This is a genomic window from Cryobacterium sp. MDB2-A-1, assembly GCF_004402675.1.
GTDB lineage: Bacteria > Actinomycetota > Actinomycetes > Actinomycetales > Microbacteriaceae > Cryobacterium > Cryobacterium glucosi.
The window spans coordinates 236267-250670 of record NZ_SOFK01000028.1; the positions used below are offsets into that span (position 1 = coordinate 236267).

Sequence of the window (14404 nt, forward strand, 5' to 3'; positions counted from 1 at the left end):
TTAAAGTAGAACCACAATGGCTACTTTTGGAAACCTCTCAGATCGCCTGGCCGAGACGTTCAAGAATCTCCGCACCAAGGGCAAGCTCAGTGCGGCGGATGTCGACGGCACCGTGCGCGAGATCCGTCGCGCCCTCCTCGACGCCGACGTCGCCCTCGACGTCGTCAAGGACTTCACCGCGCAGGTGCGCGAGCGCGCCCTGGGCGACGAGGTCAGCAAGGCGCTCAACCCGGCCCAGCAGGTCGTGCAGATCGTCAACGAGGAACTCATCCGCATCCTCGGCGGCCAGCAGCGCCGCCTCGAGTTCGCGAAGAAGCCGCCGACCATCATCATGCTCGCCGGCCTTCAGGGCGCGGGCAAGACGACCCTCGCCGGCAAGCTGGCGAAGTGGCTCGCCAAGGACGGGCACACCCCGATCCTCGTCGCCGCCGACCTCCAGCGTCCGAATGCCGTCACCCAGCTCCAGGTCGTGGGGCAGCAGGCCGGCGTGCCCGTGTACGCACCAGAACCGGGCAATGGCGTCGGCAATCCCGTCACGGTCGCCCGCGACGGCGTGAAGTTCGCCCAGCAGAAGCTCCACGACGTGGTCATCGTCGACACGGCCGGCCGCCTCGGCGTCGACGCCGAGATGATGAAGCAGGCCGCAGACATCCGCCGGGCCATCGACCCCGACGAGGTCCTCTTCGTGATCGACGCGATGATCGGCCAGGACGCCGTCGCGACCGCGAAGGCGTTCCAGGACGGCGTCGACTTCACCGGCGTCGTGCTGACCAAGCTCGATGGTGACGCCCGCGGTGGAGCAGCCCTCTCGGTCGCCTCGATGACGGGACGCCCGATCATGTTCGCGTCGACGGGTGAGAGCCTCGACGACTTCGAGCCCTTCCACCCCGACCGGATGGCGAGCCGGATCCTCGACCTCGGTGACATCCTCACCCTGATCGAACAGGCCCAGGGCGCCTTCGACGAGGACGAGGCGCGCAAGCTCGCCGAGAAGTTCCAGACCGACACCTTCACCCTCGACGACTTCCTCGGCCAGATGCAGCAGCTGCGCAACATGGGCTCGATCAAGAAGATGATGAGCATGCTCCCGGGCGCCGGGGCCATGAAGCAGCAGCTCGAGAATTTCGACGAGCGCGAGATCGTGCGCACAGAGGCCATCATCCAGTCGATGACCAAGGCCGAGCGCACCACCCCGAAACTCCTGAACGGATCACGCAGGCTGCGCATCGCGCGGGGCTCCGGCTCGAGCGTGACCGAGGTGAACCAGCTCGTGCAGCGCTTCGAGCAGGCCGCGAAGATGATGAAGACCGTCGCCCGAGGTGGAATGCCGAACATCCCCGGCATGGGGCCGATGCCCGGCCTCGGCGGTGGGCGCGGCAAGCCCCAGCAGGCGAAGAAGAAGGGCTCGAAGTCGGGCAACCCGGCCAAGCGTGCCGCGGAGAACCTCGCGATCGCGTCCGGTGAGAAGCCGGCGGGCGCCGGCGCTGAGGCACCGACCGGCGGCGGCACCGGTTTCGGCCTCGGCGGCCGCAAGCCGGCAGTCGCCGGCAAGCCCGGCGGTCCCACCGACGAGGAGATGGCCGCCCTGCAGAAGATGCTCGGCCGCTAACCGTACCGCTCCCTGTACCTTTCCGGTCGAGAGTGACCGCTCAGCGGGTAACTCTCGACCGGACAGGTATGCCTCGGGCGTTTAGGCTGGGCGCATGACACTCACGAAGCCCGGTCCCGTCCGCATCGGCGCGCAGGTGGCGCCCCAGCATGCCGAGTACACGAAGATCCGCGACACCGTCGCAGAGGTCGAAGCACTCGGCACCGACGTCGCCTTCAACTGGGACCACTTCTTCCCGCTTTCCGGTGACCCGGACGGGCTTCACTTCGAATCCTGGACGATCCTCGCCGCGTGGGCTGAGCAGACCTCCCGGATCGAGATCGGCGCCCTCGTCAACTGCAACGGCTACCGCAACCCCGACCTGCAGGCCGACATGGCCCGCACGATCGACCACATCAGCGGCGGCCGCTTCATCTTCGGCACCGGCTCCGGCTGGTTCGAGCGCGACTACGACGAGTACGGCTACGAGTTCGGCACCGTCGGCACCCGGCTCGACGCCCTCGCGGAGAACCTCCCACGCATCGAGGCGCGCTGGGACAAGCTCAACCCGCCGCCCACCCGGAAGATCCCGGTGCTGATCGGCGGAGGTGGGGAGAAGAAGACGCTGCGCATCGTCGCCAAGCACGCCGACATCTGGCACTCCTTCTCGAGCCCCGAGGTACTCGAGCACAAGCTCGGCGTCCTCGCAGACTGGTGCGCGACGGTCGGGCGCGATCCGGCCGAGATCGAGGTGTCCACGGAACTGCGCGGCCGCACGGTCGACGAGGCAGACGAGCTCTATGCGCTCGGGGCCCGCCTGTTCACGATCGGGCTCTCCGGCCCGGCGTATGACCTCGCCCCACTGACCGACTGGCTGGCCTGGCGCGACGCCAAGAACGCCGCCTAAACGGGCAAGGTGCCGCCGCGGAGTTCCGCGCTGAGCGCGGCCACGACGGCGGGCAGGCTGCCGCCGTTCGCCGCGGCGACGCGCAGCTGGCGCTGGTAGCTCGCGCCGGCATCCAGGATGCCGTTCAGCTGCAGCAGTTCGGTGAGGCAACCGAGGCGTTCCGCGGTGGGGGAGAGCACGCCGATCAGCCGGCGCACGTCGTCGGTCACGAGTCGTTCGGCGCCGCTCGAGTCGAGGATGATCTCCGCATCGAGCCCATATCGCGACGCACGCCACTTGTTCTCGCGCACGAACCACGGCTGCATGCTCGGGACCGGGCGTCCTGCGTCGAGCTCGGTGGACATCCACTCGACGAGGCACTGGATGAGCGCGGCGATCGCCCCGAGTTCGGTGGCCGTCGACACGCCGTCGCAGGCGCGAATCTCGATGGTGCCCCAGCGGGCAGAGGGGCGGATGTCCCAGCGCACCTCGGTCATGTCGTCGATGATCCCGGTTCGGGTCATGTCCTCGACATACCGTTCCCAGCTCGCCCAGTCCTCGAGGATCCAGGGCAGCCCCGCCGTCGGCAGCTGCTGGAACATCTGCGCGCGATTCGACGCATAACCGGTCTCGACGCCCGCCCAGAACGGACTGGACGCCGAGAGCGCCTGCAGGTGCGGGAGATAGCCGAGCAGGCCGTTCAGGATCGGGATGACCTTGTCGCGGTCCTCGATGCCGACGTGCACGTGGATGCCCCAGATCATCATGTTCCGGCCCCACCACTGGGTGCGGTCGATGAGCTTGTGGTACCGCTCCTTGTCCGTGACCTCCTGGTCGAACCACTGGCCGAACGGATGCGAGCCGCTGCAGATGAGGTCGACGCCCCGTGGGTCCGTGATCGCCCTGACCTCGTCGACCTGGCCGTAGACATCCGCAACGGCGCCCGCCACGGTCGTGTGAACACCGGAGACGAGCTCGACGGTGTTGAGCAGCAGCTCTCCGGTGATGTGCGGGTGCGGCGACCCGTCGGGGCCGCGCAGGGCATCGAGCACCTCGTCGGCGATGCAGACGAGGTCACCGGTCGACCGGTCGACGAGCGCGATCTCCCATTCGATGCCGATCGTCGATCGCGCTGATCGGGCGAATTCGATTCCCACGTGCGGTCCTTTGGTCGCGTGGCACCCGGCTGGGTGCTGGTCACAATCCTGACACCGATTGCAGGCGGCCTCCCGCACGAACGCGGAATCCGCTTTCGGCGGACACCCGGTGCCCGGTCGATTATCACATTGGGGCCGACATCTGACAGAATGATTAGTCGAGTTCTCCTGCGCCCGACCCTCTACTCTGACGCAGGAAAAAACCATCTTGAGCTTGTGCCGAGTGTGCCCCCACGCTCACGGCCCTCAGTTCGCCAAAAATCAAATACACAGGAGAATTGTGGCTGTCAAAATCCGTCTGAAGCGCATGGGCAAGATTCGTGCGCCGTACTACCGCATCGTTGTGGCCGACTCGCGCACCAAGCGCGACGGTCGCGTCATTGAAGAAATCGGCATCTACCACCCCACGCAGGAGCCCTCGGTCATCGAGATCAAGTCCGAGCGTGCACTGTACTGGCTCGGCGTTGGCGCCCTGCCCACCGAGCAGGTTGAGGCTCTCCTCAAGCTGACCGGCGACTGGGGCAAGTTCAAGGGTGACAAGAACGCCGTCAGCACCGTCAAGATCAAAGAGGCCAAGGTCGCTTTCGTCGCCGACGAGAAGAAGAAGCCGGTTCTCAAGCCCAAGGCTGAGAAGCCCGTTGTCAAGGAAGAGGCGCCCGTCGCCGAAGCCGCTGACGCAACAGAAGAGGACAAGGCGTAATTTTGCTCGCACCCGCGCTTGAGCACCTCGTCAAGGGAATCGTTGACCACCCGGACGATGTGCACGTTGCTGCCCAGAACTCACCGCGTGGCGAGGTGCTCGAGGTTCGCGTGAACCCCGAGGACCTCGGCCGCGTCATCGGTCGTTCCGGACGGACCGCAAAGGCCCTGCGCACCCTTGTGGCTGCCCTGGCCGATGGCAAGCGCGTGCGGGTCGACGTCGTCGACACCGATTTCTGAGCCGGCGGTGAGCCTCGTGAACGACACTCTGGTACCCAGAGCCCAGTCGCCCCGAGCCCAGCTGCGGGTTGGTCGCCTGACCAAGGCCCATGGCCTCAAGGGCGCCATCAAGCTCGAACTGTTCACGGATGACCCGGGGCGACGTTTCGTCCCGGGCGCCGTGTTCACGCTTCAGGTTCCAACCGGGTCCCCGTGGCACGGTAAGAAGATCGAGCTCGTCGAGCTCCGCTGGTACAACCAGCACGCCGTCGGCTTCTTCAAGGATGTCCCCGACCGGGAAGCGGCTGAGGCACTCGCCAAGGCCATCCTGTGGATCGACCAGGACGACGACGAAGAATCCGACGAAGAAGACGCCTGGTACGACCACCAGCTCGTCGGCCTCAAGGTCGTGCGTGACGGGGTGCAGATCGGTACCATCGGCCGTCTCGAACACCTTCCGGCCCAGGATCTCCTGATCGTCAAGACCGCGACCGGTGACGTCATGGTGCCCTTCGTGAAGGCAATCGTTCCCTCCGTCGACATCGCGACGGGTATCGTCACGATCACCCCTCCGCCCGGACTGCTCGAAGAGCTCCCCGAGGAGCCGGACGACGAGCCCGAAGCCCCGCTCGAAGCGGATGGCGCACCGCACGAACCCGACGCCGGTGCCGAGCCGGACGCCGAGCACACACCAGACCAGAACGGCGCATAGGCGCGACCGGGATCAACCCGGGGGAAGGCGCGCCGCGCCCGCTGGCTCCTCCACTCCCCACGACGCGGCAGCCCTTGCAAGGAGAACCGCCTGTGTCGTACGTCCAGCCCGACAAACTCATCGATGACATCATTCATTCGGGTGTCGTTAAATCGAACCTGACCATTAAGCAGATGATCATCCGCGGAACCCTGTCCGGGGCGATCCTGGGCGCGGCAACGGCGGTGTCCCTGACCGCGGCCGCCCAGACCGGGCTTCCCATCGTGGGCGCCGTGCTGTTCCCGGTCGGATTCGCCATTATCCTGCTGCTCGGACTCGAGCTCGTCACGGGAAGCTTCGCGCTGATCCCGCTCGCGATCCTCGAGGGACGAACGACCATTAAAAAGGGCCTCACCAATTTCGGTGTCGTCATCGCCGCCCACCTGTTCGGCGCCGTGCTCTTCGGCTTCCTCTACGTCGTCTCGATCACCTACATGGGCACCGTGACCACAGACCCGATGGTCCAGGCCATCGTGCATCTAGCCGAGCACAAGGTTCTGCCGTATGAAGCGGTCGGCCCTGGCGGAATCGTCGTCGCGATCATCAAGGCGATGCTCTGTAACTGGATGGTCGCGATCGGCACGATCATGTTCTACACGTCGAAGTCCACCGCAGGAAAGATCCTCGCGATGTGGCTTCCGGTCACGATCTTCTTCAGCCTCGGACTCGAGCACGCGATCGTGAACATGTTCGTCATCCCCGCCGGCATGATGCTCGGCGCCCCGATCAGCATCGGCCAGTGGCTGCTCTGGAACCAGATCCCCGTTCTCGTCGGCAACCTGCTCGGTGCGATCCTTTTCACCGCCCTGCCGGTGTACTTCTCGCACCGCACCCGGGTCAACCGTGCCGCCCACCTGGAAGCGAGCGCTACGACCGCGACCGACGCCGAAACCGCGGACGAGTCCGTTCCCGTCCACGCCTAGGCTTTCTTCGTGCGCATCGATATCCTCACCATCTTCCCGGAGTTCTTCTCTGTCCTCGACGTCTCCCTGCTCGGCAAGGCCAGGCAGTCCGGACTCATCGAGGTGCTCGTGCACAACCTGCGCGACCACACCCACGACCGGCACAACACCGTCGACGACACCCCGTACGGCGGCGGCGCCGGCATGGTGATGAAGCCGGAACCCTGGGGCGAGGCTCTCGACGCGATCCTCGACGAGACCACCGGCGCGCCCACTGAAGCTGGCGGCGACGCGGCAGCGGATGCCACGGCGAACGACGCAGGGCCGCTCCTGATCTTCCCGTCCCCGGCCGGCGACCTCTTCACCCAGAAGATGGCCCGCGAACTGGCCGCGGAACCGCACCTCGTCTTCGGCTGCGGGCGATACGAAGGCATCGACCAACGCGTCTTCGACCACTTCGCCTCCCGCGGGCGCGTCAGGCTGGTCAGCCTCGGCGACTATGTGCTCAACGGGGGAGAGGTCGCGGTGATGGCCATGATCGAGGCCGTCGGCCGGCTCATCCCCGGCATGGTCGGCAACCCGGAGAGCCTCGTCGAGGAGTCCCACGAGGACGGACTCCTCGAATACCCGAGCTACACCAAGCCGTCCAGCTGGCGCGGTCTCGACGTGCCCCCGGTGCTCCTGAGCGGCAACCACGGTGCCATCGCGACGTGGCGCCACGACCAGCAGCTCGAGCGCACCATGCGGGTCCGGCCCGACCTTCTGCCTCCAGCGAACGCAGAGCCAGCCGAAGGCGTCCGCGAGTAGTCTGGCTTCGTGTTCCTACGCAGGGTCTTCTATCGCTGGCAATTCCTTGCCGTGCTCGTGCTTCCGGCGTGGCTCCTGATCGGCGCGTCCCTCTTCAAGTCGAGCGGATGGGCCGTGCTCGGCAGCTTCTTCGGCGGCATCGTGCTCGGCCTCGGCCTGCTGGCCGTCGCCCTGCTCTTCTTCGCCCGCACCGAGGTGCGACTGGAGCGGGCGGTGTCCTGGCGTGACGTCGGCGTGCTCACCCTGTGGCACGCCCTGATCGTGGCCTCCGGCTTCACGGCGGGTGCGAGCTGGCTGCCGTTCCTGGTCGTGCTCGTCGGGCTCGCAGCCTTCTGGTTCGCCATCTGGGAGCTCTTCGCGAGTGCCAGGAGCCGGATGCAGGCGATGATCGTGCTGATCGACGAGACCGCCAGAGGTGGCGCCCCGACCGAACCGGCCGCGGGAGAGCATTCGTCGCCCATCGGCTTCGAACCCACCCCGGACCCGTCGGTCATCGTCGTGCGGGAGAAGCCGAAAGACACCTAGCCGGCCCGGTTTTGCCGGAGGCGCGGATCGTGACATAATCAGCGATTGTGCCGTAGCATGCCTCTGCCACAGGGGAGCTGCACCGTTCGGCACGGTCTTAACCTCATCAGTCGTCGCCCAGCACGTGTGTGCGCGGGCGACCTCAGCCGTCTTCGTCCTGTGGCGGATACAGAGAGCGAACAAATATGCATATTCTCGACCAGGTGGATGCCCCATCACTCCGGAAGGACATCCCGGCGTTCCGTGCCGGCGATACCGTCAAGGTTCACGTCAACATCGTTGAAGGCGCACGCTCGCGCGTGCAGGTCTTCCAGGGTGTCGTCATCGGCCGTTCCGGCGAAGGCGTCCGCGAAACGTTCTGCGTTCGCAAGGTCAGCTTCCAGGTCGGCGTCGAGCGTACCTTCCCGGTGCACTCCCCGGTTATCGACCACATTGAGGTCGTCACCCGCGGAGACGTGCGTCGCGCGAAGCTGTACTACCTGCGCAACCTGCGTGGCAAGAAGGCCAAGATCAAGGAAAAGCGCGACTAAGACTCGTCACACCCGATTCCCAGCCCCGGCTGCGTTTCACCCTGAGCTCCTGACCCGTACACTGGGTCAGGAGCTCAGGCGGTTTAATGACAGACAATTCTCTGCCCACGCGATCGGATCGCCTGGCATCAGAAGCACCACAGCGCGGCAAGCGCGGCGTTGCGATCTTCTTTCGCGACCTCTTGATCATTTTTGTGGTGGCGCTGCTCATCTCGTTCCTGATCAAGACCTTCCTCGTCCGGTCGTTCTACATCCCCTCGGGGTCGATGGAGAACACCCTCCTGGTCAACGACCGCATCATCGTGAACGAGCTGGAACCGAAGCTCATGCCCATCCAGCGCGGTGACGTCGTCGTGTTCCGCGATCCCGGCGGGTGGCTCCTCCCGCAGGCTGCCGTGCAGCAGAACCCCGTCGCCGCCGGCCTTGACTGGCTCCTTTCCGTCGTCGGCCTCTCCGCGCCGGACAGCAACGACCACCTGATCAAGCGCGTCATCGGACTGCCCGGCGACCACGTCAGCTGCTGCAACGCCCTCGGCCAGCTGAGCGTCAACGACGTGCCCCTCTCCGAGCCGTATGTGAACCTCCCTGCCGGGGCGAGCGCCGTGTCCAAGGACAACTTCGACGTCGTCGTACCGGAGAACTCGCTCTGGGTGATGGGCGACAACCGGTACAACTCCAAGGACTCCCGGTACAACGGGGACACCCCTGGCAAGGGCTTCGTGCCGATCGACAACGTCGTCGGCCGCGCCCTCGTGATCAGCTGGCCGCTGTCCCGCTGGACCTGGCTCGACGACTACCCGGAAGTCTTCCGAGGGGTTTCCCCGGAGACGAAGTAGATGGCCGTCTGCGATCCGACCCTCGAGGTCGAGCTCGGCCTGCTCGCCGAAGGCGCGAGCTGCGTGATCGGCTGCGACGAGGTCGGACGTGGTGCCCTCGCCGGACCGGTCGGGGTCGGCGTCGCCGCGATCGACGGCACGCACGGCACGATGCCGGTCGGTCTCCGCGACTCGAAGATGCTCAGCGAGCGGCGCCGTGAGGCCCTCGCACCGCTCGCGGTCGCCTGGGTGCTGCACTCCGCGGTCGGACTCGCCTCCGCGAAGGAGGTGGACGAGATCGGCATCATCGCCGCACTCGGGCTCGCGGGCAAACGGGCCCTCGCCGAACTGTTCGCCGCCGGCGTGGACGTCCGGGGGAGCGTCGTGCTGCTCGACGGCAACGACGACTACCTCAACAAGGCCCTCGCGACGCCCCTCTCCGTGCTGACCCGGATCAAGGCCGACCAGGACTGTGCGTCCGTGTCCGCGGCATCCGTGATCGCGAAGGTGCACCGCGACCGGCTGATGATCGCAGCGGATGCGGTCACGCCCGGCTACGGGTGGGCGGGCAACAAGGGCTACGGCAGTGCGGAGCACATGGCTGCGATCGGGCGCCTCGGACCGACAGGGCTCCATCGCAAATCGTGGCTGACCATCTCAGCGTAGGATTGTCTCACCATGGAAGAAGAAGAGTTCGAAGACTACGACCGCGAGGTCGAGTTGGCCCTGTACCGCGAATATCGGGATGTCGTCGGGCAGTTCCAGTACGTCGTCGAGACGGAACGGCGCTTCTACCTGGCCAATGAGGTCGAACTCGTGCGCCGGGACACCGAGCACGACTTCTACTTCGAACTGAACATGAAGGACGTCTGGGTCTGGGACGTGTACCGGTCGGACCGTTTCGTGAAGTCCGTGCGCGTGCTGACGTTCAAGGACGTCAACGTCGAGGAACTCGCCTCGAAGGAATTCGAACTGCCCAAGGAACTCGCGCTCGACGAGTAGCCGGCTGGTCGTTCTAACGGGGCTCGCAGACCACGACGGGGATGTCCCGGCTGGTCTTCTGCTGGTAGCCCTCGTACCCCTTGTATGCGGCGACGATCTGCGGCCAGAGTTCCGCCTTCTCCGCTGCTTCTGCCGTGCGTGCCCTCAGCTTTTTCGTCGTGCCGTGCACGGTGAGTTCGACGTCGGGGTTCGCAACGAGGTTGAGGTACCACTGCGGGTTCCGGTCGCTGCCGCCCTTCGAGGCGATCAGCACGAAGCGGTTCCGGTCGTGGATCGGGGCCGTGAGCATGGTCGTGCGGCGCTTGCCCGTCGAGCGGCCGATCGTGTGCAGTTCGACCACCGGGATCGGCCCGAACGAGGCGAGCAAACGTCCACCGGATGCCTTGAGCACGGCCCGGTGCATCAGGCTCATCGTCTTCATGCCGAGGTCGACCAACCTGTCGCGTAGTCCCATGGGTCCAGCCTAGTAACCTGCATCGGTGCCGGTGCCGGTGCCGGTGCCGGTGCCGGTGCACACGGGAACCCGGGTTCCGCGCGGGGAACCCCGGCACTAGCGTTGGACCATGCCCCCCGCATCCGCTGCCGAGAACCATGCCGCCACGACCGCCCCAACGAACCCTGTTGGCGCGGTCGTCGACCACGCCCTCGAACTCGCACCCCTCGTCGACGGCCACAACGACTGGGCCTGGGAATGCCGGGAGAACCGCGCGTACTCGGTCGAGGGACTCGAACGGGGACTGACGACCGACACCGACATCGAGCGCCTCCGGGCCGGCCGGGTGGGCGCACAGTTCTGGTCGGTCTATGTGAGCGACGAATCCCTCGGTGCCGACGCCGTTCAGGGCACCCTCGAGCAGATCGACTGGGTCTACCGCCTCGCCGCCCGCTACCCGGACGACTTCCAGATCGCCCGCAGCGCCGCCGACGTCGAGTCGGCCAAGTCCCACGGCCGGATCGCGTCCCTCCTCGGCGCGGAGGGCGCGCACAGCCTCAACGACTCCCCGGCCGTGCTGCGGATGTTCGCGCGGCTCGGCGTGCGGTACCTCACCCTCACCCATGTGCACAACACGACCTGGGCCGACTCGGGCACCGACGAGCCCGTGCACGGCGGCCTGTCCGCGCGTGGCGTCGAGTACGTGCGGGAGATGAACCGGCTCGGCATGCTCGTCGACCTGTCCCACGTGTCCCCGGCGACCGCGCACGCGGCGCTCTCCGTGACGACGGCGCCGGTGATCTTCAGCCACAGTTCGTGCGCCGCCGTCACGGACCACCCGCGGAACGTACCGGACGACGTGCTCGAGCGCCTGCGCGACAACGACGGCGTGCTCATGCTCACCTTCGTGCCGCAGTTCCTCTCCCCGGACTTCGCCGCCTGGTTCGACGGGCCCAGGGACAGCGCCGCGCCGACGGTGACCCTCGACGAGGTCATCGCCCACATCGAGCACGCTCGCCGGGTCGCGGGCATTCGGCACATCGGGCTCGGCGGCGACTTCGACGGCACAGACGAATTCCCGGTCGGTCTCGAGGGCGTCGACGGCTACCCGGCGCTCCTGACCGAGCTCGCCGCCCTCGCCGGGGCGAACGTACTGCGCGTGCTCCGGGCGACGGATGCCGCGTTCGCGGCAGCGGGGAACGGCACGCCGCTGCTGGTGTCGTGACCGGTCCTTTCCCGCATTGCCGGGCAAACCAGAACGGATCCCGCTCCGAATGACTGGTGTGAGTGCACCCCGACGAATGACCCGAACCGTCATGGCCCTCTGGGTGGGGTCCGTGGCCGTCGTCGTTGGACTCGTCGCCGTGATCGGTTCGGTTGGACGTGCGGTACCGGCCGAACCGATTCCGGTGACTCCTGCGGGGTCTCCGGGTACCGGTCCCGTCGTGGCGTTCTACGGGGACTCGTACACGCTCGGGACCGGGGCTTCGAGCCCCGAACACCGGTGGTCGACGCTCCTTTCCATCGAGCACGGCTGGACCGAGGTGAACCCGAGCGTGAACGGTCTCGGTTTCGTGAACCACCGGGCAGACGTGTCAGAGGACCTCGTCGACCAGGTCATCGCCGCCCGCCCCGACATCGTGATCGTGACGATGGGTCTCAACGACAACTTCTCGATGCCCGCTCGCGCCGACCGCATCCGCTCCGCCATCACGGCCGACTTCACCTGGATCAGTGAAGCGCTGCCGGTCGCACGCGTCATCGTGGTCGAGCCGTTCTGGTACACCGACGATCGACCCGGCTCGGTTCAACAGATCATCGAGTGGGTGAGCGCGGGCGCTGCGGCGATCGACGCCGTCTACATTCCCGGCGCCTCGCACTGGCTCGACGGCCACCCGGAATGGAAGGCCGGCGACGGCCTGCACCCGAACGATGAGGGGTATCGGGTGCTCGCCGATCGCATGGACGAGGCACTCAGGAGCCTCGGCATCTAGGAGTCGCCCCTCGACGGTGTACGGACTTTCCGAAGGCGAATTCCCGACTCTCCTCACCAGACGTCGACGTCTGCCCGCTGTCCACCGGTCGACGATGGCCCCCGCGGATGCTCGCCCACCCCCGGCATCCTGTCCGTGGGAGGCACTCGTGGCACGCAAAGATGATCTGGGCAGGCTCGGTGAGGAGCACGCGGCGCGGTTCCTCACCGACGCCGGGTATACGCTCCTCGCCCGCAACTGGCGGTGCGAGCAGGGCGAAATCGACCTGATTGTCGAGCAGGACGGCGAAGTCGCCTTCGTCGAGGTGAAGACGCGCTCGGGGATCGGCTTCGGGCATCCGTTCGAGGCGATCACCGTCGTCAAGCTCGCCCGGCTCCGCCGGCTTGCGGCGGCGTGGTGCGAGCAGGCGGATGCCTGGCCGGAGCGAATCAGGATCGACGCGATCGCGGTGGTCCTCGCCCCCGGCGCCGTTCCGGTGATCGAGCACCTGCCCGGAGTGTTCTAGTGAGCGTGTTCTAGTGCGTGCCGTCTGATGGGCGCAGCCTGATGGGTCTCGCCCGTACCCACGCCGTCGCCCTGCTCGGGCTGACGGGCGCGCTCGTCGAAGTCGAGGCCGACATCTCGGGTCAGCTCCCCGGCATGGTGCTGATCGGCCTGCCGGACGCCGCGCTCTCCGAAGCGACGGAGCGGGTCAGGGCCGCGGCCAAGAACTCCGGCTGCCCACTGACCCATAACAAGCTCACGATCAACCTGTCGCCGGCGGCGCTCCCGAAGCACGGTTCGGGATTCGACCTCGCGATCGCGCTCGCGTGCCTCGCCGCGGACGGGGTGGTCGCGGCCGGGTCGGTCGGCTCGGTCGTGCACATCGGCGAGCTCGCCCTCGACGGGCGCCTTCGACCAGTCCCGGGCATGCTGCCGGCGGTGATCGCGGCGTCGCGTCTCGGCCACCGAACCGTCATGGTTCCGGCCGGAAACGCCGCGGAGGCGGAACTCGTGCCCGGCATCACCGTGATCGGGGTCGCCTCCCTCCGCGAGGCGGCGATCTGGCACGGGGCGGAGCTGACGCCCGTGCCGGTCGAATCCATCGAGTGGCCCACCGAAGCCGGACCCGCCGGGAACGACGTCGTCGAAACCGGTTCGATGGACCTTGCCGACGTCATCGGCAATGAGGACGCCATCCTGGCCCTGCAGATCGCCGCAGCAGGCGGCCACCATCTCTTCATGCTCGGCCCGCCAGGCTCCGGCAAGACCATGCTCGCCGCCCGCCTGCCCGGACTCCTGCCCGACCTCGACCCGGCCGCCTCCCTCGAGGCGAGTTCGCTGCGCTCCCTCGCCGGGCGCGGACTCGGCCGGTCCCTCGTGACCCGGCCGCCGCTCGAATCACCGCACCACACCGCGACGGCGGCGGCCATGGTCGGCGGCGGCAGTGGACAGATCCGGCCGGGTGCAGCCGCCCGCGCCTGTCACGGGGTGCTCTTCCTCGACGAGGCTCCCGAGTTCGCATCGGCCGTGCTCGACGCCCTCCGGCAGCCGCTCGAATCCGGGATGATCAGCATCCACCGCGCCAACGCCGTCGCCCACTTCCCGGCGCGGTTCCAGCTCGTGATGGCCGCGAATCCGTGCCCGTGCGGGCAGTACGGTGTTGCCGGCCTCGAGTGCTCGTGCCCGCCGAGCGCGCGCCGGCGGTACCTCGCCCGCATCTCCGGGCCGCTCCTGGACCGGATCGACATCCAACTTCACGTGAACCGGATCACGGCGGCCCAGCTGCAGCTCGCCGCCGAAGAACCGCGCCTGACGACCTCGGCTGCGCGGGAACGTGTGATCCGGGCCCGGCGCGCCGCACGGGAGCGCCTCGCCGGCACGCCCTGGTCGCTCAATTCAGCGGTCCCAGGGTCCTGGCTCCGCAGCAGGCACCTGCGGCTGGACCGGGCGACGACCGCTGCGCTCGATCGAGCGCTGGAGCGCGGCGGCATCACTATGCGCGGCTATGACCGGGTGCTCCGCGTCGCCTGGTCGATCGCCGACCTCGAGGGCGCCGATCGGCCGGGTGTCGAGCAGCTCGGACAGGCGCTCTACCTGCGCACCGGCTGAAGCCG

18 protein-coding genes are annotated in these 14404 nt (G+C 67.3%); 16 read left to right on the top strand and 2 right to left on the bottom strand.

From position 1 onward, the window contains the following. Window positions 1-16: 16 nt before the first annotated feature. Together ffh and E3O39_RS10245 are read left to right on the top strand one after the other, a co-directional pair. Window positions 17-1609, top strand: a complete 1593-nt coding sequence (gene ffh / locus E3O39_RS10240; protein ID WP_134447582.1) for a signal recognition particle protein — start codon at window positions 17-19, stop codon at window positions 1607-1609. A 94-nt stretch (window positions 1610-1703) separates the two neighbouring features. Then, window positions 1704-2495 carry an LLM class F420-dependent oxidoreductase gene (locus tag E3O39_RS10245; protein ID WP_134447583.1) on the top strand — a complete coding sequence of 264 codons (792 nt, stop codon included), beginning with the start codon at window positions 1704-1706 and terminating at the stop codon, window positions 2493-2495. Here E3O39_RS10245 and E3O39_RS10250 read toward each other — a convergent pair. After that, window positions 2492-3631, bottom strand: a complete 1140-nt coding sequence (locus tag E3O39_RS10250; protein WP_134447585.1) for a glutamate--cysteine ligase — start codon at window positions 3629-3631, stop codon at window positions 2492-2494. The two genes, E3O39_RS10245 and E3O39_RS10250, sit on opposite strands and share 4 nt — an antisense overlap. A gap of 280 nt (window positions 3632-3911) precedes the next feature. Between E3O39_RS10250 and rpsP the strand changes: the two genes are divergently transcribed. The 10 genes from rpsP to E3O39_RS10300 all read left to right on the top strand — a co-directional run bounded on the left by rpsP (window position 3912) and on the right by E3O39_RS10300 (window position 9881). Continuing rightward, the gene (rpsP, locus tag E3O39_RS10255) at window positions 3912-4331 is read left to right on the top strand and encodes a 30S ribosomal protein S16 (RefSeq protein ID WP_134447587.1); all 420 of its coding nucleotides are present in this window, start codon (window positions 3912-3914) and stop codon (window positions 4329-4331) included. A 2-nt stretch (window positions 4332-4333) separates the two neighbouring features. Beyond that, window positions 4334-4570, top strand: a complete 237-nt coding sequence (locus E3O39_RS10260) for an RNA-binding protein (protein WP_134447589.1) — start codon at window positions 4334-4336, stop codon at window positions 4568-4570. A 16-nt stretch (window positions 4571-4586) separates the two neighbouring features. Beyond that, a complete protein-coding gene (gene rimM, locus E3O39_RS10265) occupies window positions 4587-5261 on the top strand; it encodes a ribosome maturation factor RimM (RefSeq protein WP_241975527.1) in 675 nt (224 codons plus the stop codon). A 92-nt stretch (window positions 5262-5353) separates the two neighbouring features. Next, complete coding sequence (locus E3O39_RS10270) at window positions 5354-6223, top strand: formate/nitrite transporter family protein (RefSeq protein ID WP_134447593.1); 870 nt, start codon at window positions 5354-5356, stop codon at window positions 6221-6223. A gap of 9 nt (window positions 6224-6232) precedes the next feature. Further along, on the top strand, window positions 6233-7009 hold the full coding sequence (gene trmD, locus E3O39_RS10275; protein WP_134447595.1) for a tRNA (guanosine(37)-N1)-methyltransferase TrmD: 777 nt from the start codon (window positions 6233-6235) through the stop codon (window positions 7007-7009). A gap of 9 nt (window positions 7010-7018) precedes the next feature. Beyond that, complete coding sequence (locus E3O39_RS10280; RefSeq protein WP_134447597.1) at window positions 7019-7534, top strand: MFS transporter; 516 nt, start codon at window positions 7019-7021, stop codon at window positions 7532-7534. A 185-nt stretch (window positions 7535-7719) separates the two neighbouring features. After that, on the top strand, window positions 7720-8064 hold the full coding sequence (gene rplS / locus E3O39_RS10285; RefSeq protein WP_134447599.1) for a 50S ribosomal protein L19: 345 nt from the start codon (window positions 7720-7722) through the stop codon (window positions 8062-8064). 86 nt (window positions 8065-8150) lie between these two features. Further along, entirely contained in the window at window positions 8151-8900 is a 750-nt protein-coding gene (gene lepB, locus E3O39_RS10290) for a signal peptidase I (RefSeq protein ID WP_134447601.1), read from the top strand. Then, a complete protein-coding gene (locus tag E3O39_RS10295; protein WP_134447603.1) occupies window positions 8901-9545 on the top strand; it encodes a ribonuclease HII in 645 nt (214 codons plus the stop codon). A gap of 12 nt (window positions 9546-9557) precedes the next feature. Then, on the top strand, window positions 9558-9881 hold the full coding sequence (locus E3O39_RS10300; protein WP_134447605.1) for a DUF2469 family protein: 324 nt from the start codon (window positions 9558-9560) through the stop codon (window positions 9879-9881). Between the two features lie 13 nt (window positions 9882-9894). Here E3O39_RS10300 and E3O39_RS10305 read toward each other — a convergent pair whose 3' ends face one another. Beyond that, the gene (locus E3O39_RS10305; protein ID WP_134447607.1) at window positions 9895-10335 is read right to left on the bottom strand and encodes a nitroreductase family deazaflavin-dependent oxidoreductase; all 441 of its coding nucleotides are present in this window, start codon (window positions 10333-10335) and stop codon (window positions 9895-9897) included. Window positions 10336-10444: 109 nt separating this feature from the next. Here E3O39_RS10305 and E3O39_RS10310 point away from each other — a divergent pair, with 109 nt between their 5' ends. The 4 genes from E3O39_RS10310 to E3O39_RS10325 all read left to right on the top strand — a co-directional run bounded on the left by E3O39_RS10310 (window position 10445) and on the right by E3O39_RS10325 (window position 14399). Beyond that, window positions 10445-11539, top strand: a complete 1095-nt coding sequence (locus tag E3O39_RS10310; RefSeq protein WP_134447609.1) for a dipeptidase — start codon at window positions 10445-10447, stop codon at window positions 11537-11539. Window positions 11540-11615: 76 nt separating this feature from the next. Next, window positions 11616-12308, top strand: coding sequence for an SGNH/GDSL hydrolase family protein (locus E3O39_RS10315; RefSeq protein WP_134447611.1), 693 nt, complete (start codon window positions 11616-11618; stop codon window positions 12306-12308). 148 nt (window positions 12309-12456) lie between these two features. After that, window positions 12457-12813, top strand: coding sequence for a YraN family protein (locus E3O39_RS10320; protein ID WP_134447613.1), 357 nt, complete (start codon window positions 12457-12459; stop codon window positions 12811-12813). A 41-nt stretch (window positions 12814-12854) separates the two neighbouring features. Beyond that, window positions 12855-14399, top strand: coding sequence for a YifB family Mg chelatase-like AAA ATPase (locus E3O39_RS10325; protein WP_134448073.1), 1545 nt, complete (start codon window positions 12855-12857; stop codon window positions 14397-14399). Window positions 14400-14404 lie beyond the last annotated feature (5 nt).

Coding starts and splice junctions, on each gene's coding strand:
- E3O39_RS10305 (WP_134447607.1), bottom strand. CDS start 10,335: ATGGGACTACGCGACAGGTTGGTCGACCTCGGCATGAAGACGATGAGC.
- E3O39_RS10315 (WP_134447611.1), top strand. CDS start 11,616: ATGACCCGAACCGTCATGGCCCTCTGGGTGGGGTCCGTGGCCGTCGTC.
- lepB (WP_134447601.1), top strand. CDS start 8,151: ATGACAGACAATTCTCTGCCCACGCGATCGGATCGCCTGGCATCAGAA.
- E3O39_RS10245 (WP_134447583.1), top strand. CDS start 1,704: ATGACACTCACGAAGCCCGGTCCCGTCCGCATCGGCGCGCAGGTGGCG.
- ffh (WP_134447582.1), top strand. CDS start 17: ATGGCTACTTTTGGAAACCTCTCAGATCGCCTGGCCGAGACGTTCAAG.
- E3O39_RS10325 (WP_134448073.1), top strand. CDS start 12,855: ATGGGTCTCGCCCGTACCCACGCCGTCGCCCTGCTCGGGCTGACGGGC.
- E3O39_RS10295 (WP_134447603.1), top strand. CDS start 8,901: ATGGCCGTCTGCGATCCGACCCTCGAGGTCGAGCTCGGCCTGCTCGCC.
- E3O39_RS10300 (WP_134447605.1), top strand. CDS start 9,558: ATGGAAGAAGAAGAGTTCGAAGACTACGACCGCGAGGTCGAGTTGGCC.
- rplS (WP_134447599.1), top strand. CDS start 7,720: ATGCATATTCTCGACCAGGTGGATGCCCCATCACTCCGGAAGGACATC.
- E3O39_RS10310 (WP_134447609.1), top strand. CDS start 10,445: ATGCCCCCCGCATCCGCTGCCGAGAACCATGCCGCCACGACCGCCCCA.